The sequence below is a fragment of the Paraburkholderia fungorum genome, assembly GCF_900099835.1.
Classification (GTDB): domain Bacteria; phylum Pseudomonadota; class Gammaproteobacteria; order Burkholderiales; family Burkholderiaceae; genus Paraburkholderia; species Paraburkholderia fungorum_A.
The window spans coordinates 570888-588048 of sequence record NZ_FNKP01000003.1; the positions used below are offsets into that span (position 1 = coordinate 570888).

Annotated in this window: 17 protein-coding genes; 6 read left to right on the plus strand and 11 right to left on the minus strand. The window is 60.6% G+C overall.

Annotated elements, in window-relative coordinates:
- Positions 1 to 296 precede the first annotated feature (296 nt).
- Positions 297 to 986, plus strand: a complete 690-nt coding sequence (locus BLS41_RS31835; protein WP_074771664.1) for a class I SAM-dependent methyltransferase — start codon at positions 297 to 299, stop codon at positions 984 to 986.
- A gap of 19 nt (positions 987 to 1005) precedes the next feature.
- Positions 1006 to 1422, plus strand: coding sequence for a GtrA family protein (locus BLS41_RS31840; protein ID WP_171910362.1), 417 nt, complete (start codon positions 1006 to 1008; stop codon positions 1420 to 1422).
- A gap of 274 nt (positions 1423 to 1696) precedes the next feature.
- Here the strand turns inward: BLS41_RS31840 and BLS41_RS31845 are convergent, their stop codons facing one another.
- Together BLS41_RS31845 and BLS41_RS31850 are read right to left on the minus strand one after the other, a co-directional pair.
- Positions 1697 to 2011, minus strand: coding sequence for a hypothetical protein (locus BLS41_RS31845; protein WP_074771665.1), 315 nt, complete (start codon positions 2009 to 2011; stop codon positions 1697 to 1699).
- 409 nt (positions 2012 to 2420) lie between these two features.
- Positions 2421 to 4322, minus strand: coding sequence for a S9 family peptidase (locus BLS41_RS31850; protein ID WP_074773259.1), 1902 nt, complete (start codon positions 4320 to 4322; stop codon positions 2421 to 2423).
- A 243-nt stretch (positions 4323 to 4565) separates the two neighbouring features.
- Here BLS41_RS31850 and BLS41_RS38105 point away from each other — a divergent pair, with 243 nt between their 5' ends.
- Positions 4566 to 5021 (plus strand): hypothetical protein, encoded by a 456-nt coding sequence (locus tag BLS41_RS38105; protein ID WP_083380189.1) that lies wholly within the window; start codon positions 4566 to 4568, stop codon positions 5019 to 5021.
- 158 nt (positions 5022 to 5179) lie between these two features.
- On the opposite strand, the gene BLS41_RS31860 is transcribed toward BLS41_RS38105, so the two are convergent.
- Together BLS41_RS31860 and BLS41_RS31865 are read right to left on the minus strand one after the other, a co-directional pair.
- Complete coding sequence (locus BLS41_RS31860) at positions 5180 to 5554, minus strand: hypothetical protein (RefSeq protein WP_074771667.1); 375 nt, start codon at positions 5552 to 5554, stop codon at positions 5180 to 5182.
- Positions 5555 to 5724: 170 nt separating this feature from the next.
- A complete protein-coding gene (locus BLS41_RS31865) occupies positions 5725 to 6255 on the minus strand; it encodes a hypothetical protein (protein WP_074771668.1) in 531 nt (176 codons plus the stop codon).
- Positions 6256 to 6586: 331 nt separating this feature from the next.
- Here BLS41_RS31865 and BLS41_RS31870 point away from each other — a divergent pair, with 331 nt between their 5' ends.
- Together BLS41_RS31870 and BLS41_RS31875 are read left to right on the plus strand one after the other, a co-directional pair.
- Positions 6587 to 7648, plus strand: a complete 1062-nt coding sequence (locus BLS41_RS31870) for a catalase family peroxidase (protein WP_074771669.1) — start codon at positions 6587 to 6589, stop codon at positions 7646 to 7648.
- Positions 7645 to 8181, plus strand: a complete 537-nt coding sequence (locus BLS41_RS31875) for a cytochrome b (RefSeq protein ID WP_074771670.1) — start codon at positions 7645 to 7647, stop codon at positions 8179 to 8181. The genes BLS41_RS31870 and BLS41_RS31875 overlap by 4 nt, the downstream gene beginning before the upstream one ends.
- 145 nt (positions 8182 to 8326) lie before the next feature.
- On the opposite strand, the gene BLS41_RS31880 is transcribed toward BLS41_RS31875, so the two are convergent.
- The 4 genes from BLS41_RS31880 to BLS41_RS31895 form a co-directional block, all read right to left on the minus strand.
- Positions 8327 to 9652: an MFS transporter gene (locus BLS41_RS31880; protein ID WP_074771671.1), complete on the minus strand. Its 1326-nt coding sequence runs from the start codon at positions 9650 to 9652 to the stop codon at positions 8327 to 8329.
- An 87-nt stretch (positions 9653 to 9739) separates the two neighbouring features.
- Positions 9740 to 10585: an NAD(P)-dependent oxidoreductase gene (locus tag BLS41_RS31885; RefSeq protein ID WP_074771672.1), complete on the minus strand. Its 846-nt coding sequence runs from the start codon at positions 10583 to 10585 to the stop codon at positions 9740 to 9742.
- Positions 10586 to 10595: 10 nt separating this feature from the next.
- Positions 10596 to 11594: a transketolase family protein gene (locus BLS41_RS31890; protein ID WP_074771673.1), complete on the minus strand. Its 999-nt coding sequence runs from the start codon at positions 11592 to 11594 to the stop codon at positions 10596 to 10598.
- The gene (locus tag BLS41_RS31895) at positions 11591 to 12478 is read right to left on the minus strand and encodes a transketolase (RefSeq protein WP_074771674.1); all 888 of its coding nucleotides are present in this window, start codon (positions 12476 to 12478) and stop codon (positions 11591 to 11593) included. The genes BLS41_RS31890 and BLS41_RS31895 overlap by 4 nt, the downstream gene beginning before the upstream one ends.
- Positions 12479 to 12656: 178 nt before the next feature.
- Between BLS41_RS31895 and BLS41_RS31900 the strand changes: the two genes are divergently transcribed.
- A complete protein-coding gene (locus tag BLS41_RS31900) occupies positions 12657 to 13571 on the plus strand; it encodes a LysR substrate-binding domain-containing protein (protein WP_074771675.1) in 915 nt (304 codons plus the stop codon).
- A 10-nt stretch (positions 13572 to 13581) separates the two neighbouring features.
- On the opposite strand, the gene BLS41_RS31905 is transcribed toward BLS41_RS31900, so the two are convergent.
- The 3 genes from BLS41_RS31905 to BLS41_RS31915 form a co-directional block, all read right to left on the minus strand.
- Complete coding sequence (locus BLS41_RS31905) at positions 13582 to 14880, minus strand: L-fuconate dehydratase (protein WP_074771676.1); 1299 nt, start codon at positions 14878 to 14880, stop codon at positions 13582 to 13584.
- A 200-nt stretch (positions 14881 to 15080) separates the two neighbouring features.
- Positions 15081 to 16022 carry an ABC transporter substrate-binding protein gene (locus tag BLS41_RS31910; protein WP_074771677.1) on the minus strand — a complete coding sequence of 314 codons (942 nt, stop codon included), beginning with the start codon at positions 16020 to 16022 and terminating at the stop codon, positions 15081 to 15083.
- Between the two features lie 101 nt (positions 16023 to 16123).
- Positions 16124 to 17149, minus strand: a complete 1026-nt coding sequence (locus tag BLS41_RS31915; RefSeq protein ID WP_074771678.1) for an ABC transporter permease — start codon at positions 17147 to 17149, stop codon at positions 16124 to 16126.
- Positions 17150 to 17161 lie beyond the last annotated feature (12 nt).

Here is a 17161-nt window from a genome sequence, read left to right on the forward strand (position 1 = left end):
CGGATTCATCGCAGATACTAGTGCAAAAAAAAGCACCGATACTTCACCTGTCTGAAAATCACTAAAACAGCGATAAAAACGCAGAATACGATTGCATGATTCGGAATACGAACATGAGGTTTATTTACGAAACGTTCCTGACATGGTGGTCGTGTTAGATCCGGTCAATCAATGAAGAATGTCTCGGTAATTCCCGTATCATGATGCCTGTACGGCAATAGGCTTCAGGTAAATCGATACGTCGAATTGTTTGCAATCATCTTTGACCCGACGTTTTACGGGAGGAATTCAATCAAATGGACAAGGCAGAATTCGACAGCTTTGCTGACGAGTACCTTGCGATGCACGCCCGTAATATCGCGGCATCGGGAGAAGGTCCAGAGTTTTTTGCGGAGTACAAGATTCGCGATATCGCCGAAGAAATGGTGCGCCGTCATTCCTCGCCCGCACGCATGCTCGATTTCGGATCGGGCGTGGGCACGTCGATCCCCTGGGTGAAGCGCTATTTTCCTGACGTGCAACTGACCTGCGTGGATGTCTCCGAGCGTTCGCTGGAAGTGGCGCAAAAGCGCTTCCCCGATTCGTCGCGTTTCATTCATTTCGACGGCCACACGCTACCTTTTGAAGCGGGCGAATTTAATCTCGCCTATGCGATGTGTGTGTTCCATCATATCGATCAAACGGAGCACGTTCATCTGCTGCGTGAACTGAAACGCGTCGTGGGTCCGGCGGGCACGGTCGTCATCTTCGAACACAATCCGTTGAATCCGCTAACCGTCAAGGCAGTCAACACCTGCGAGTTCGATGTCAACGCGAAACTGATCACCGCGCGCAATATGAAAGAGGCCTGTGTCGAGGCCGGATTTTTCAATGTAGATGCGCGCTTTCGCATCTTCTTTCCACACGTACTCGCCAAACTTCGTCCGCTTGAAAAATACCTGACGCATGTGCCGTTCGGCGCCCAATATTCCGTCTACGCGAGCTGAGCACAAAGGCAATCATTCAATGAAAGAATTGCGCGCAACTGCATCACGTAACGAGTCTTTTCAGCAGTTTGTCAGGTATCTTCTGGTTGGCGGCCTCAATACGGCAATCTCGGCCATCATTATTTTTATTGTCCAGGCAGCGGGTGCGCGTCCTGTCGTAGCCAACGTAGTCGGCTACGCTTTCGGCGTCGTATTGAGCTTCGCGCTCAATAGCAAATTCACGTTCAGGACAACGGCAACGCGGCACTCTGCCATGCGCTTTCTGGTCGTCGTCCTGATCTCGTATCTGGCCAATCTCGCGACCATGCTTTCGGTGTTGCATCTCACAGATGCACCCTATGTCGCACAATTGTGCGGCATTCCCGTGTATGTGATCGTGGGTTTTATCGGCAATAAGTTTTGGGCGATGCGTGATCGTACGCATTCAACGACGTAGGCGGCCAATACTTCAGCTTTACCCTTCGAGAATCAGCATGTCATTCTCGATAGCTGAAACGACGTCTGTCCTGCGGACTTCGCGCCAGATTGTCGAAGAACAAATGGAGAAGCCGCTGCCGGTAAGAGCAGCGGCCGCATCTCATGAAGACACGAAGATACACATAGAAAGTCGGCTTCAGCGCTAACGCGAAGCGCAATTAACCAAACATTCGCGTTGTCGATTTGCGTTCACGCCTACCTGCGCCGAGTCACGCGCACCTGACGACTATTGGTTACTTAGCCGGTGACACGACGCTCGGCGTCGCCAGCGTGTTGTTGGTCTTCGGAGCGCTGGTAGTCGTCGAGTTATCGTTCATGCCCTTCTGCATAGTCGAGTTCGCCGATCCGCCACTCATGCCGCTATCCGAATTGGTGGCGCCAGGCATACCGTAGCCGCCCGATGTGTTGTTCATCTGGCTCGCTGCCGGGCTTGCAGTACTGCCGCTCGAACCGCCACCAGCCGTCCCTCCGGCTGTTTGTGCATAAGCGCCAGCCGACAGCGCGAGTGCGGAGACGGCCGCGATTAAAGTACTCATTGCCTTGTTCATGATCCGTTCCTCCTTACTGACTGGAATATGACGCAGACGACCATCGCCTGCTTGATACTCAATCGAGCAAGCGCCGTGCCGCTGGTTCGTTTTTTACTGAAACGCCCTACTCAGCTTTCGATTGGGATATGTCGCACCGGTCAATTTCATATGGCACGAAATCCAGATGAAACTCTTCAAGGAAGCTGCCTTGAAATATCTTCAAGCCGCATCGCCTTGACCCAATCGGCAAACTTTGCAGACAAGCCTTGCAGTTGCGTTACATCCGGCAAATAAGGCGCGTATCGATACCCCCATTCGTGGCAATGATCGCCAGATGGAGCACCCCAAAAAAAATGGGCCTCTGCCTCGTCCAAAGGACGGAAACAAAAGACCCATCAGCATCAATCAAAAGCAGAAGCGCAACCGCCTATTGCCGCGACAAACCTCCCAGATGCTCTGCAAAGAACATCTCCATCGCCTCATAGAATTCGATCTGGTTCTCTTCGTTGTGAAAGCCGTGCCCCTCGTTTTCCTTGAGCACGTATTTGACATCGACTCCGCGCGCACGCAATGCCTCCACGATCTGATCGCTCTCTGCCTGCTTGACGCGCGGATCATTCGCACCCTGCGCAACCAGTAGCGGCGTCACGATCCGATCGACGAAAAAGAGTGGCGACGCATCGTGCAATGCCTGTTTTCCCTCTTCCGTTTGCGGATTGCCGATCATCTCGTACATCATGTCGAGCATCGGCTTCCAGTACGGCGGCATCGATTCGAGCAGCGTGAAGAGATTCGATACGCCGACATAATCGACCGCAGCCGCATAACGTTCCGGCGTGAACGCAACACCCGCGAGCGTCGCATAGCCGCCGTAACTCGCCCCGTAGATACCCACGCGCGCCGGATCGACAATGCCTTGCGCCACGAGCGAATCGACGCTGTCGTCGATATCGTTCTGCATCGTGCGGCCCCATTGCCCGAAACTCGCTTCCCAGAAGGCCCGGCCGTATCCGGTCGAGCCGCGGAAATTGACCTGCAGCACCGCATAACCCCGGTTCGCTAACAATTGCGCTTCGACATTGAAGCCCCAGTTGTCGCGCGCCCACGGACCACCATGCGGATTGACGATCAGCGGCAACGGCTTGTCGAGCTTCTGCCCCAACTCGAATCCGGCAGGCAACGTCAGGTAGCCGTTGAGCTGCAAGCCGTCGCGCGCCGTGAACTGGATCGGCGACATCGGCACCATATCGGCGGAGTCGAGCCACGGCATCATTTCCGCTAGCTGCGAAAGACGCCGGCTCGCAACATCGTAAATCCACACCGAACCGGCGGAACGATCACTTCCGGCTCGCACGATCGCGCGCGATTCGTCACGCGTGATGCTCACGAGGTTGACTTCCTGACCGGGCAACTGACGTTCGAGATCGGCGATGACATCACGCGCCCAGTCGTCGAAGAAATGACGATGCACGCGGTCGTCGACATAAGTCGCGGCAGTCAGCACGCGACGATGCTCCGAGTATGCAAGACCGCCCACATCGACATGCAATGTCTCGAACAGCAACTCGCCCTCCTGCCCGGTTTGCGGATCGAATTCGAACAGCGCGGCTTTGTCGCGATTGCGGTTCGACAACACGTAAAGCCGTTTGTCGTCGAACGTGAAGAACATCGGCGAAACGGACTCGCGAAAATTGGTGGTGACGATCGCGCGGAAAGGCTCGGTTTCCACGTCGCGATAAAGCAGCGTGTTGTTGACGCCGTCCGTCGCGATTGCGACGCGCAATTGTCCTTCGTGATCGGTCATCCAGCCCATCACGTTGCCCGGATTCTCGGCGATCGGCGTCAGTTCGCCAGTCACGACATCGACACGAAAAACGTCGAACACCTGCGGATCACGCCGGTTCATCTGAATCAACACGTGGCGGTCATCGTCCCTGAGGTCGTCGACGATGCTCGCCTTCACGCCGCCGAACGGCGTCAGGTCGCGCGGCTCGCCGCCTTCGACCGGTACCGACAGCACATGGAAGTTTTCGTCACCGCCAAAGTCTTTGACAAACAGAATGTGGTCATTGCCCTTCCATGCATGGCCGGGCACGTCGCGCTCTGTTTCGTCGGTCAACGGACGCGGCTCGCCAAGCGGCGTGCCATCCGCATCGATCTTCTGCACGAAGATGTTCTGACGACCGGAGCGTCGCGCGAGAAAGGACAGATGACGTCCGTCAGGCGCAAGCGTGAATCCATGTTTGTCCGGCCTGCGGAAGAAGTCTCGCACCGCATACTGTTTGACTACGCTACTGCCGTTACTCTTTTGCTGACCTTCAGTCGCCATGCGCGCCTCCGTAAAAATCGCATTGAACACGTAATAACGTGACGATATTGCATGATATCGCCTGCTACGAATTGACACGCTGAAACAGCCCCAAGGTTGTCGAACTGCATTTTTTCGCGAGCGCGTTACAGACGGGCGATTCACGTATCGAGGCCATCTACGTACGGGTATGCCGGCAACGCATACGGTCGGAGGTTGGACTAAGCTTGATGAAGTTCGTCGTACATTCGTACAGGAGCGGCCATGAATACGAAGCACAGCAAAAAAGGACATCTTGAAGCCGCGGCATCACATCACGAGCAGGCGGCGCGTTATCACCACGGAGCATCGTGGCATTTCGAGGAGGGGAAAGATTTCGCCCACGCGGCCCATCAGGCGATGCTGGCGCATGGACATACGTTGCACGCGATCGATCATGCACACGACGCCGGTGCGCACAGCAACGCGCCGCCGACGGCTGCATCGAGCGGCTCGGAATCGGGCATAAACAGTTTGGCGGCAAAGCAGCACGCAGCGGCTGCGGAGCTTCACGAGCAGGCGGCGCAGCATATGCGCCACGCGATCAAGCTATTCGATCAGGACCGAAGTGCAGCCGCGCACGACTCGCAACTGGCGCTCTCATTGGCCCTGCGCGCTCTGTCTCACGGCAATGAAGCGGCCCGGCTGTTCGTCAAGCTCGCGCCCGTTGAAGGCTCGTGAGCGGGCCTGAGCGAACTCAAACCCGTCACGTAGTGGCGCGGAGAAAGTTTCAACGAGAGTAGAGGCAGGCGCGAACACAAGCGGGAGACTGGCCGCCAACGCCGGACATAAAGCGCGCGGCGAATCCAGAGTCCCGGCTGGCAAGTGTCTGTTTACTGTCAGCCCAGTCGATCGGCTGCGACGGACTTCGCGTGTGCGACCGCCTCCTGGGCATTGGAGAATGTGCCGAGCTGGTCCCAACGCTCCTCGGCCGCGTAAGTGCCTTTTGTACGGAGCGCTCTTTGAATTCGCAGTTGCGCCGCGTACCGGCCGTCTTCCAGTGGTTGCGCTGTTGCTATCACCTTGTGCGGCAAAGCGGATTTCTCCGGCTGAACCAACTCTACAGGACCGCCAGCCACGCCAATGTCGTTCAACTCATTGCGCGCCTTGCAGTCCGGGCAATAGAAGCACCACCCTCCTTCCTCACGAATGGATTTGACCTGTCCGCGCGCAAGAACGGCGCGGCATTCAACGTTTTCGCAGACGAACGGCATAACAGTCTCCGTAGTGGTTTGCGAGAAAGCCTAGCATGATCATTCGCGGCCAGCCATTGGCATTGTTGCTGTGTTGGGCGACGTGCTGATCGACGCACGGGTGCGGTCCATCATGCGAATTGAGGAGCCGTATTTCGTTGGAACACGAGAAGCAATTCAGTCCTCGGCGATCAGAAGCCGCGCCGCACCGACACGGTTGCGCCCGTACTGTGCGAGTGAAAGACCGCGATTCGCGCGGTGGCCGAGAAGACCCAACTGTCGACGGTCACGGAAAGCCTTCGCTGCGGCTGCGCGCCGAGCGCGAGGGTCGAGTTCGGCAGATCGACTATCGAAACCAGAGGCGCTGTCGACGGACCCAGTCGAAGATAGTTCGACGCCGTCTGCGATGAAACGTCGTTCGGTCCTGTGCCGCCTTTAGCCTTCCCGGAATGGAGCTGGAAGTCGTGCGTCACTTCGGCACTGTAAAAGCCCTCGATCGGCACATGGAACGGGTCCGCGTGATTGTCGGGCTGATACTCCATCGCGTAACGCTGCAGATAGCGTTGCGGGTCGGGGATGGGCGGCACCACCTCCATCGGGTAAGACGCGATGTTCGCCACCGTCATTGTTTCGGGCGAGTCGACGCCAAAGCCGTCTGCGAACGCAGAACTGCTCAGCATCAGGAATATTGCGCCGACAACCTTTTCGTTCAGGCACGTCATACGTATGCCTCCAATGAAAAAATTGGAACGTCACACTACTGACCGTTGTGTCCAGACCGAATGCGCCCGACCAGAAGACCGTCCTGGCCGCCTCGCTTGCACTTACTTATTGTAGTCAGTCATTTGTTTCCCGCTACTTGAATGTGACGGGTATGCCCATACGGGAAAGATGCGCGCGCATGGCTTGCGGGCCGCAGACGCGCACCGGAACGTTTGACTTCGCACGTTGCGTCGCGCCGGGTGCAACCGGGCACGGCATTCTGATCGATGGCACTATTGTCGGCGCCCTGCTAGATTTCAACTCAGCCGAATCATTGATCGGGAGAGATAGATGGCCGACAGACCGTCCTCCAGTACGTCCACAGTCCGCTCGCTGGTCCTGATTGCCGTCGTCGTGGTCGCGCTGGTCGCGGCCTTCGCCTATACGGCCGGCTGGCTCTCGCCGGGGCGCCTCACGCCCGCGAAGATCGTCAACGGCCTCGCGCCGCCGGGAGGCGCGGCGCTCGGCTTCCGGCGCAACCACGCGAAGGGCATCTGCTTCACCGGCAGTTTCGAATCGAATGGCGCGGCGGCCGCCCTGTCGCAAGCGCCCATGCTCGCGGCCGGTTCGTTCCCGGTGACCGGCCGGTTCAACCTCGCCACCGCCGATCCCAAAGCGCCGGACGCCACGGTCCGGGTGCGCGGCCTCAGTCTGCGGATCGTCGCGCCGGGCGGCAGCGAATGGCGCACGGCAATGATCGACGCACCGTTCTTCCCGGTCGCCACGCCTCAGGCCTTCTACGGACTGCTGCAGGCATCGGCCAACAAGAGCGATCCGGACGCGATGAAAAACTTTGCCGCCGCGCATCCCGAGTTCGGTCATTTTGTCGCGTGGGCGGGCAGTGCGCCGTGGATGGGCTCGTATGCGCAGGAGCGCTTCAACAGCCTGAACAGCTTCATCTTCACCAATGCGTCGGGCGAGGATCAGGCGGTGCGCTGGTCGTTCATCCCGCAGGCGCAACCGGAAGCGGTGCCGCACGATCAACTCGCGGCACGCGGCGCCGACTTCCTCGCTTCGGAGATCACGCAACGGGTGCAAGGTGCGCCGCAAAAATGGACGCTGGTGGTGTCGGTCGCCAATCCCGGCGATCCGACCGCCGACCCCAGCCAGGCCTGGCCGGACGACCGCCGCAAGGTCGAAGCGGGCACGCTGGTGGTCAGCACGATCGAGCCCGAGGCGGACGGTCCATGCCGCGACATCAACTTCGATCCGACCGTGCTGCCGACGGGCATGCGCGTCTCGGACGATCCGTTTCCCGCCGCGCGCTCGGCCGCGTATTCCGTCTCGTTCAACCGGCGGACCGCCGAGGACAAGGACTATCCGCGCCACCCGGCGGGAGGAGCCACGCCATGACCACGCCGATCCACGATCGCTTCACTCCGTTGCAGCGCGCACTTCACTGGATCATGGCGGTCTGCATTCTGGCGATGCTGTTCATCGGCGTCGGCATGGTGTCGACGGTTCGTCCGGATTATCTGTCGCTGGTGTCGATTCACAAGCCGCTGGGCATCGTGATTCTCGTGCTGGCGCTGATCCGTCTGGTGGTCAGGCTGACGCGCGGCGCGCCGCCGTTGCCCGCATCGATGCCCGCGCCGATGAAGCTCGCCGCCTACCTGTCGCATCTCGCGTTCTACGCGCTGATGATCGCGTTGCCGCTGCTCGGCTGGGGGATGCTGTCGGCGGCGGATTATCCGGTTGTCGTGTTCGGCGTGCACCTGCCGGCGATCCTGCCGCATAGCAACAGCTTGCACACGCTGCTGTGGAACGCGCACCGAACTCTCGCGCTGTGCTTCTTCGCGCTGATCGTGCTGCATCTGGCGGCGGCGTTGTTGCACGCGCTGGTCAGGCGCGACGGCGTGTTTCAGGCGATGTCGCCGTGGCGGTGACGCACGCCGTCCTGAAGGCGCGACATTGAATGCAAAGGGTGCCCGGTGGCAAATGCACGGGCACCCTTTGCGACAAACCGACTAGCAGACACATGCCAACTCACAGCGAGGCCGCCAACATACCGACGACAGCCTCAGCGCGACCTTACTGCGTGCCCACCTTCGGCTGATTCATCGGCATAACCGAGCGACGTTCCACCACCGCCGGTGCGGTTTCGCGCATCGACAGCGCGCACAGGCTCGAAATCACGCCCAGCAGCGAGAACATGATCGCCGGGCCCATCCAGCCGACTACGGCGAACAGTCCCGTCGCGATAAACGGCAGCAACCCCGCGACCACCGACGCGCCGTTATAGCCCAGCGAAATCCCCGACGACCGCACGTTCGCCGGAAACTGCTCGGAGAACCAGCTCGATTCGACCGCGAAAATCGGATCGTGGCTGAACAGCAGCGACAGCGTGACCGCCGTAATCACCATGATCCCTGCGCCCGTGTTGATCAGCATGAACATCGGCAAGCCGAAGGCGATCGTGAACAGCGAGCCGAGCAGGAACAGCGGCCGGCGTCCCACCTTGTCGCTCAGCATGCCGTACAGCAGATGGCTGCCGAGGCCCAGCGCCGAGCCGATCATCGTCCCCCACAGCACGTGCTCCTTGGTCGACACATGCGCGAGGATCACATACGACAGCATGAAGCTCGTGGTGATGTAGTAGCCGCCGGTTTCCGCGAGACGCAGGCCGATGATCTTCAGAATGATGCGCCAGTCGCTGCGGAGCACCTGCATCGCGGGCCGCTCGACGATGGTCTCGCTGGCCCTGATCGCTTCGAAAGCGGGCGATTCCTTCACGCTCAGCCGGATGAAGATACCGATCGCGACCATCACGAACGACACGAGGAACGGCGCGCGCCACACCCAGTTGCCGTCGAACAGATGCGACGACAGCAGGAACGCGCCGTTGGCGAGCAGCAGCCCGAACGGGATGCCCACTTGCGGCACTGCGCCAAAGAAGCCGCGACGTTTCGCGGGCGCGTGTTCGCATGCCATCAGCACCGCGCCGCCCCATTCCGCGCCGAAGCCGATGCCCTGCACCATCCGCAGCAGGATCAGCAGGATGGGCGCGAGCACGCCCACCTGGTCGTACGTGGGCAACGCGCCGATCAGCACGGTGGCCGCGCCCATCGCGAGCAGCGACCAGAACAGCACGGTCTTGCGGCCCAGCCGGTCGCCGTAGTGCCCGGCGAGGTAGCCGCCGAGCGGGCGCATCAGGAAGCCGACGGCCAGCGTGGCGAACGCCGCCAGAATGCCGATCACCGGCTCGTTCGTATGGAAGAAGATCTTGCCGAACCAGCCAGCGGCGGCGGTGCCATAGATGAAGAAATCATAGCTTTCCACCGCCGAGCCGATCATCGACGCAAACGACACCTTGAACGGGTTGTCCTTCGCGGGAACTGTCGCAGATGAGGTGCTCATGGTTACTTGTCTCCGAATCGTTTTAATAAGCGAGAAGCGCGTTGGCCGGGTTTTGCGTCCCGGCGTGGTGTCCCGGCTGCGGTGCGGTCAGCGCCAGGTTTCGATCACGCGGCTGTCGTCGCGTAGTCCAAGCCCCGAGTCTGCCGCCTGCTGATAGCGTGAGTGCGCGAGGGTCAGCAGCGGCACCTGAGCGCCGCATTGCGCTGCCGCATCGGCGACCAGACTGCTGTCTTTCACGAAGATATTGATCGAGCTGGTCACTTCGACATCGGTGCCTTCCAGCATCCGGGGGCCGCGATCGGTCAGCATCCACGAACCGGCTGCTCCTTTTTCAATCAGCTTCAGCACCGCGCCCGGGTCGAGACCCAGCGTGCTGGCGAGGTTCAGCGCCTCGGCAGCCGCCACGATATGAACCGAGCACAGATGCTGGTTCACGACCTTGATCGCCTGGCCGTCGCCGAGTTGCTGGCCGGTGACCTGGACGTTGCCCATTGCGCTCAATACCGGCAGAACCGTGTCGATGTCCTGCTGCTCGCCCGCCGCGAAGATCACCAGCGCGCCGGTTTTAGCGCGGGCGACGCCGCCCGTCACCGGTGCATCGACCACGCGCGCGCCCGCCTGACGCAGCCGCTCGCCCTGCTCGCGCACGCTCGCCGGGCCGACCGTCGACATGATCACCCAGGTCTGGTCCTTCACCGCGCCAAGCGCTCCGTCGACCAGCGTCGCCAGATGATCCGGCGTCGCGACCATCACGACCACCACCTCGGCACGCGGCGCCGCGCTGAAAGTTGCCACCGCGTCGATCCCGCTCATCTGCGCGTTTTCGCGCGCGCGGCCGAACACGTCCACACCGGTCACTGCATGCCCCGCCTGCTGGATGCGCAACGCCATCGGCAAACCGATTGCGCCGACGCCTACGAAAGTCACGTTCATCGCCGTCTCCTTACTTCAACCACTGTTTGATGCTTTCGACCATCGACGCGGTCGAAATGCCGTACCGGTCGTGCAGCGTCGGCAATGCGCCGGCCGCAAGAAACTCGTCCGGCAACGCGATCTGGCGGAATTCCGGCTGCACCCGCGCACGCATCAGCGCCGACGCGACCGCTTCGCCCAATCCGCCGACGCAGCTATGGTTTTCCGCGACCACCACCAGACGCCCCGAGCGGCGGCATTGTTCGACGATCGTCGCTTCGTCCAGCGGCTTGATGGTCGGCGCGTGCAGCACGGCCACGTCGGCCACGCCGTCGGCGAGCGCCTGCGCGGTTTCGAGCGCGCGCATCGTCATGATTCCGGACGAGATGATCAGCACGTCGCGGCCGTCGCGCAGCAGCTTCGCCTTGCCGAGTTCGAATTGATAATCGTATTCATCGAGCACCAGCGGCACCTTGCCGCGCAGCAGGCGCATGTACACGGGGCCATCGTGCGCGGCGATCGCCGACACCGCCTGTTCGGTATCGAGCGCATCGCACGGATCGACAATCGTGAGCCCGGGGATGCCGCGCATCATCGCGATATCTTCGGTTGCCTGGTGGCTCGGGCCGTAGCCGGTCGTGAGACCCGGCAACGCCGCGCAAATCTTCACGTTGAGGTTTTCTTCCGCAATCACCTGATGGATGAAATCGTACGCGCGACGCGTCGCGAACACGGCATAGGTGGTCGCGAACGGAATGAAGCCTTCCTTCGCCATGCCGCCCGCCGCGCCCATCAACAACTGCTCGGCCATGCCCATCTGGAAGAAGCGTTCAGGGTATTCGTTGGCGAAGATATGCAGGTCGGTATATTTCGACAGATCCGCCGACATGCCGACGATATTCGGCCGCTTCGCCGCTTCCGCAACGAGCGCGTGGCCGAACGGTGCCGCTTTGGTGCGCTGACCTTCGGACGCGATCGACGCGATCATCGCCGAGGTCGTCAGGCGCGGTTTGGTGATGACGGTGCTCATGCGCGGTCTCCTGCCGGTTGCGCTGCATCGAGCACGGCGATGGCTTCCTGCCACTCTGGCTGCTCGACGCGAATGAAGTGGTTTTTCTCGCGCTGCTCGAGGAACGGCACGCCCTTGCCCATCAGCGTGTCGAACAGGATCACGCGCGGCACGGGTTCGGTAACGGCGCGCGCGCGGTCGAAGGCTTCGATGACGGCGGCGAGGTCGTTGCCGTTCACGCGCTGCACGTGCCAGCCGAACGACAGCCATTTGTCCGCCAGCGGCTCGAAGCCGAGGATCCGCTGCGACGGGCCGTCGGCCTGCTGCTGGTTGATATCGACCAGCGTGATCAGATTGCCCAGTTGATGATGTGCGGCGCCCATGGCCGCCTCCCAGGTCGAACCCTCGTCGAGTTCGCCGTCCGACATCGAGTTGTAGACCCACGCCGGGTTGCCCTTGGCCCGCAGACCGAGCGCCATGCCGACGGCAATGCTCAGGCCCTGGCCGAGCGAGCCGCCCGAGATTTCCATGCCGGGCGTGTAGGTCGCCATGCCGGACATCGGCAGGCGGCTGTCGTCGGAACCGTAGGTTTCCAGTTCCGTTTCGTCGATGATGCCGGCCTCGATCAGCGCCGCGTACAGCGCAATCGCGTAGTGGCCGTGCGACAGCAGAAAGCGGTCGCGGCCTTCCCATTCGGGTTCGCCGGGGCGGAATTGCATCGCGTGGCAGAAGGCAACGGCGAGCACGTCGGACAGGCCGAGCGCCTGGCCGATGTAGCCCTGGCCCTGCACTTCGCCCATTCGCAGCGCGAAGCGGCGAATTCGATAGGCGCTGCGCGCGAGTTCTGCGTGGAGATTCTGGCGGGTGTCGGCGGCCGGGCGCCGTGCTTCGGTGATCGGTGTCATGTCTCCGTCCTGATGCCTTCGGAATGTTTTGCGCGGTGTCCGCGTTGATGCCGATCTGGCTCGACAGGTGTCTTTCATTCACCAGTTTCAAGTCAGTTCGACGTGAAGGCAGCGTATCATTTGGATAATTCGCGTGACAAAAGAAAAGATTGCACCAACTCATGAATGAAATTCACCCATGAAGCCGTTCCGCAAGTTGCCGTTACCGTTTTTGCGCGTCTTCGAGGCGGCGGGGCGCACCGCGTCGTTTGCGACGGCGGCGCAGGAGTTGGATCTGTCGCCGAGCGCGGTCAGTCATTCGATCCGCAAGCTCGAAGAGACCGTGAATCTGCGGCTGTTCCAGCGCAGCACGCGCGAGGTGAAGCTCACGCGCGAGGGAGCGATCCTGCTCGAACACGTGCAGCGCGGGATGGACGAGATGCAGCGCGGCCTCGCGCTGGTGACGGCCGACGGCCAGAGCCCGCTGCGGCTGCACACCGCGCCGAGTTTCGCGACGCAGTGGCTGCTGCCGAGGTTGTCGGGGTTTGTCCGCGAAAATCCGAATATCGATTTGCGGTTTTCAGCGAGCACGGACTACGCGCGCTTCGAGAACGACGACTTCGATCTGGATATCGTGTACGGCGAGCCGAAGCCGTCGCCGCACGAGAAGATTCCGCTGGCGCTGGAAAAGCTCACCCCGTTATGTTCTCCCGAGCTTGCCGCGCGAATCGGCAGCCCCGAGGATCTTTACGCGCACACGCTGATCCAGTGCGACGTGCAGATGTTCCAGTGGAAGGGCTGGTTCGAGGCCAACGATCTGACGCCGCCCAATCATTACGGGCTGCACTTCGACCGTAGTTCGATGGCGATTGCGGCGGCGGTCGACGGGCTGGGCGTGGTGCTCGAATCGACGCTGCTCGCCGATCGCGAATTGAAGAACGGGACGCTGGCCTGTCCGCTGCTCGGCAGTACGCGGGAAGTGCCCTATATCGGGCACTATCTCGTGTATCCGAAACGGCTTCACCATCACCAGGCGTTCGATACGTTCAGGACATGGCTGTTGACGGAACTAGGTGTAGAGCATCCAGCACCTGACAGCGGCACCAATGCATAACCCTCCGCCGTCAGGAACGCCACGCAGGCCCGTTCGGAAAATCATGCTGATCGAGCGACGCCGCATGCATCTCGATGCTGTAACCCGGCCTATCCGGCGGCATATAGCGGCCATTGCGGATCACCACCGGATCGACGAAATGCTCGTGCAGGTGATCCACGTATTCGAGCACCCGATTCTCCAGCGACCCCGACACGCAGATGTAGTCGAACAGCGAAATATGCTGCACGTACTCGCATAAACCGACACCGCCCGCATGCGGACAAACGGGCACGCCGAATTTCGCGGCCATCAGCAGAACCACGATCACTTCATTCAGACCACCCAGCCGGCAGCTATCGATCTGACAGAAGTCGATCGCATTCGCCTGCAGCAACTGCTTGAACATCACGCGATTCTGGCAATGCTCGCCCGTCGCCACGCCAATCGGTTTGAGCCGCTCGCGAATCGCCGCGTGGCCGAGAATATCGTCGGGGCTAGTGGGCTCTTCGATCCACCACGGGTCGAATTCCGCGAGACGCCGCATGTTCGCGACCGCTTCGTCGACATCCCAGACCTGATTGGCGTCCATCATCAGCTTCAGGTTTTCGCCGATTTCCTCGCGCAGAATCCGCGCGCGGCGCATGTCTTCGTCGATATTGCCGCCCACTTTCTGCTTGAAGTGCGTCCAGCCCTGCGCGACGCCTTCACGCGCGAGCCGGCGAATCTTGTCGTCGTCGTAACCGAGCCAGCCCGCCGACGTCGTGTAAGCCGGATAACCCTGCGCGCGCATTTCCTTCTCGCGCTCGCCCCTGGTTTTCGCATGCCGATGCAGTAGCGCAATCGCTTCCTGCGGCGTGATTGCGTCGGTCACGTAGCGAAAATCGAGGCAACGCACGAGTTCTTCCGGGCTCATGTCAACGAGCAGCTTCCACACCGGCTTGCCGACCGATTTGGCCCACAGGTCCCATGTCGCGTTGACGACCGCGGCGGTCGCCAGATGAATCGCGCCCTTGTCCGGGCCGATCCAGCGCAACTGGCTGTCGGATGTGATCGTGCGCCAGAACGCGCCCATGTTCGCGGCGATATCTTCGAGCGTCATGCCGACGATCAGCGGTGCGAGCGCCTGCACCGCGCTCACGCAAATCTCGTTGCCGCGTCCGATCGTGAACGTGAGGCCGTGCCCGGTGAGCGAGTGCGGCGAATCCGTTTCGAGCGTGACGTAGGTCGCCGAATAATCCGGCGCGGCATTCATTGCATCGGAGCCGTCGAGCGAACGTGAAGTCGGAAAGCGGATGTCCCTGACGGACAGCTTGGTGATCGTGGTCATCTGCACAGGCTCCTGGGCGACAACGTTCGATTTCCGCCTGCCGGACAATCACGAGGCGGAACGGAGAATAAGAGAAAGAGGAAAGGCTGTGCCCGTCCTCTTTCGTGATTGCGTCATTGCTTCGCTAATACGTCGCGAAGACATCGCTTATTGCGTCACCCATACTCGATTCATCGCGCTGAATCGCTGGTTCGCGGGAATCAGTCGTAGAGCACGGCCGCGATCTTCGGGTCGGTCATATTGGTCTTGTCGTACCAGAAGAAGCCCGTGTCGATTTTCGGCGGCAGCTTCTCGCCCTTCAGCGCCTTCACGGCCGAGTCGACAGTGCACTTGCCGATCCCCACCGGATTCTGCGTAATCGCGCCGAGCATCAGGCCCGACGTGATGTCGGCCTTCTGCTCCTTGCCGGAGTCGAAGCCGATCAGCACGAGCTTCTTGCCCGACTCCTTGACGCCGATTGCCGCGCCTTCCGCCGAGCCTTCATTCGCGCCGAAAATACCCTTCAGGTTCGGATTGGCCTGAATCATCGCCTTGGCGATTTCCGCCGATTTCAGGTGATCGCCCGCGCCGTACTGCACGGAAACGATCTTGATGTTCGGGTGCTTGGCCTTCATCTGATTCAGGAAGCCATCGCGGCGATCCACGCCCGTGCGGCTCGTCTGGTCGTGCACGATCACGCCGACCTCACCCGAATTACCGATCGCCTCGGCCATCTTGTCGGCGGCGAGTCCGGCGGCGGCGAGGTTATCCGTCGAGCAGGTGGTCAACGGAATATCGCTGTCGACGCCCGAGTCGAATGCGATCACCGGAATCTTCGACGACTGCGCGCGCTTCAGAAGCGGAATCGCGGCCTTGCTGTCGAGCGCCGCAATGCCCAGCGCCTGCGGCTTTTTCGCGAGCGCCGCCGACAGCATGTCGATCTGCTTGTCGACCATCGCCTCGGTTTCAGGACCTTCGAACGTGATCCTGACGTTGTGCTCCTTCGCCGATTGTTCCGCGCCGGCTTTCACTGCCTGCCAGAACTGATGCTGGAAGCCCTTCGAAATAAGCGGGATATAAACATCATCCGCCTGTGCAACATTTGCCCCGCCAACCAACGCGCTCAAGCCGACCACGACACCGAATATTTTTCGATTCAACATGGAATATCTCCTCCTAAGGTGGACCAGCAACCTTCAGTCGTTGCGGGAGCTTTTTGCTTTTCGTGCTTCTGCTCCCTTCTTTGAAATTGTCCGGCGCGGCGTCAGCTCCTTCTGCGTCGCAAGATGTCGGCGTAGACCGCGAGAATGATGATGAGGCCTGTCACGACGATCTGCCATTCCTGCGCAACCGACATGATGCGCAGCCCGTTGGTCAGCACGCTCATGATGAACGCGCCGATGATCGTGCCCAGAATCGTGCCCGAACCGCCGCTCAGCGAAGTGCCGCCGATCACCACGGCGGCAATCGCTTCGAGTTCGTAGCCTTGTCCCAAAGCCGGTTGCGCCGAGTTCAACCGCGACGCGATCAGCAAACCGGCAATGCCGCAAATCGCGCCGCTCAGGCCGTAAATGGCGATCTTCCATCGATCGACGTTGACGCCCGACAGCCGCACCGCTTCTTCGTTGCTGCCAAGAGCGAACGTATAGCGGCCGAGTGCTGTGCGATTAAGCGTGATCGAACTGACTACCGCGAGAAAGAACAGGATCAGCACCGCGTTCGGAATCGGCAGACTCGGCAGCACATAGCCGATCAGCGAGTCCTGCGAAATGCGGTAGAAGTTTTCGGTGTCGGTGAAATAGATCGGCTTGTCGGCGGAAACAACCAGCGAGAGACCTTTCAGCAACATCATCATGCCGAGCGTCGCAATGAACGGCGGGATTTTCATTTTCGCCGTGAGCGTGCCCGAAATCGTCCCGCAGATGCCGCCCGTGGCAATTGCCGCGAGCACGCCGATCCACATCGGCAGATGCCAGAATGTGAGGAATACCCCGCAAATCACGGCCGTAAACGTCATCAACGTGCCGACGGACAAATCGATGCCGCCGGTAATGATCACGAACGTACACGCAATCGCCAGCACGCCGTTGACTGCGGTCGCCTGCAGAATGCCGAGCATGTTGTCCATCTGCATGAACGACGGCGACGCGAAGCTGAAAAAGATCAGCAGCAGGATCAGGCTCGCGAACGCGAGCAGCTTTTGCAGAGCGGTCGGCGAGAAAATGCGCGCTCTGAAACCCGCCACGCGTCCTTGCTTGCCTAGCGCCGGTGACTCCGATGGCGATGTCATCTTGACCCCTGG

Excerpts from the sequence above, each read along its gene's own strand:
- BLS41_RS31860 (WP_074771667.1), bottom strand. The coding sequence starts at position 5,554 with ATGCCGTTCGTCTGCGAAAACGTTGAATGCCGCGCCGTTCTTGCGCGC.
- BLS41_RS31900 (WP_074771675.1), top strand. The coding sequence starts at position 12,657 with ATGAAGCCGTTCCGCAAGTTGCCGTTACCGTTTTTGCGCGTCTTCGAG.
- BLS41_RS31905 (WP_074771676.1), bottom strand. The coding sequence starts at position 14,880 with ATGACCACGATCACCAAGCTGTCCGTCAGGGACATCCGCTTTCCGACT.
- BLS41_RS31870 (WP_074771669.1), top strand. The coding sequence starts at position 6,587 with ATGGCCGACAGACCGTCCTCCAGTACGTCCACAGTCCGCTCGCTGGTC.
- BLS41_RS31890 (WP_074771673.1), bottom strand. The coding sequence starts at position 11,594 with ATGAGCACCGTCATCACCAAACCGCGCCTGACGACCTCGGCGATGATC.
- BLS41_RS31850 (WP_074773259.1), bottom strand. The coding sequence starts at position 4,322 with ATGGCGACTGAAGGTCAGCAAAAGAGTAACGGCAGTAGCGTAGTCAAA.
- BLS41_RS31845 (WP_074771665.1), bottom strand. The coding sequence starts at position 2,011 with ATGAACAAGGCAATGAGTACTTTAATCGCGGCCGTCTCCGCACTCGCG.
- BLS41_RS31915 (WP_074771678.1), bottom strand. The coding sequence starts at position 17,149 with ATGACATCGCCATCGGAGTCACCGGCGCTAGGCAAGCAAGGACGCGTG.
- BLS41_RS31885 (WP_074771672.1), bottom strand. The coding sequence starts at position 10,585 with ATGAACGTGACTTTCGTAGGCGTCGGCGCAATCGGTTTGCCGATGGCG.
- BLS41_RS31840 (WP_171910362.1), top strand. The coding sequence starts at position 1,006 with ATGAAAGAATTGCGCGCAACTGCATCACGTAACGAGTCTTTTCAGCAG.
- BLS41_RS31895 (WP_074771674.1), bottom strand. The coding sequence starts at position 12,478 with ATGACACCGATCACCGAAGCACGGCGCCCGGCCGCCGACACCCGCCAG.
- BLS41_RS31910 (WP_074771677.1), bottom strand. The coding sequence starts at position 16,022 with ATGTTGAATCGAAAAATATTCGGTGTCGTGGTCGGCTTGAGCGCGTTG.
- BLS41_RS31880 (WP_074771671.1), bottom strand. The coding sequence starts at position 9,652 with ATGAGCACCTCATCTGCGACAGTTCCCGCGAAGGACAACCCGTTCAAG.
- BLS41_RS31875 (WP_074771670.1), top strand. The coding sequence starts at position 7,645 with ATGACCACGCCGATCCACGATCGCTTCACTCCGTTGCAGCGCGCACTT.
- BLS41_RS38105 (WP_083380189.1), top strand. The coding sequence starts at position 4,566 with ATGAATACGAAGCACAGCAAAAAAGGACATCTTGAAGCCGCGGCATCA.
- BLS41_RS31835 (WP_074771664.1), top strand. The coding sequence starts at position 297 with ATGGACAAGGCAGAATTCGACAGCTTTGCTGACGAGTACCTTGCGATG.
- BLS41_RS31865 (WP_074771668.1), bottom strand. The coding sequence starts at position 6,255 with ATGACGTGCCTGAACGAAAAGGTTGTCGGCGCAATATTCCTGATGCTG.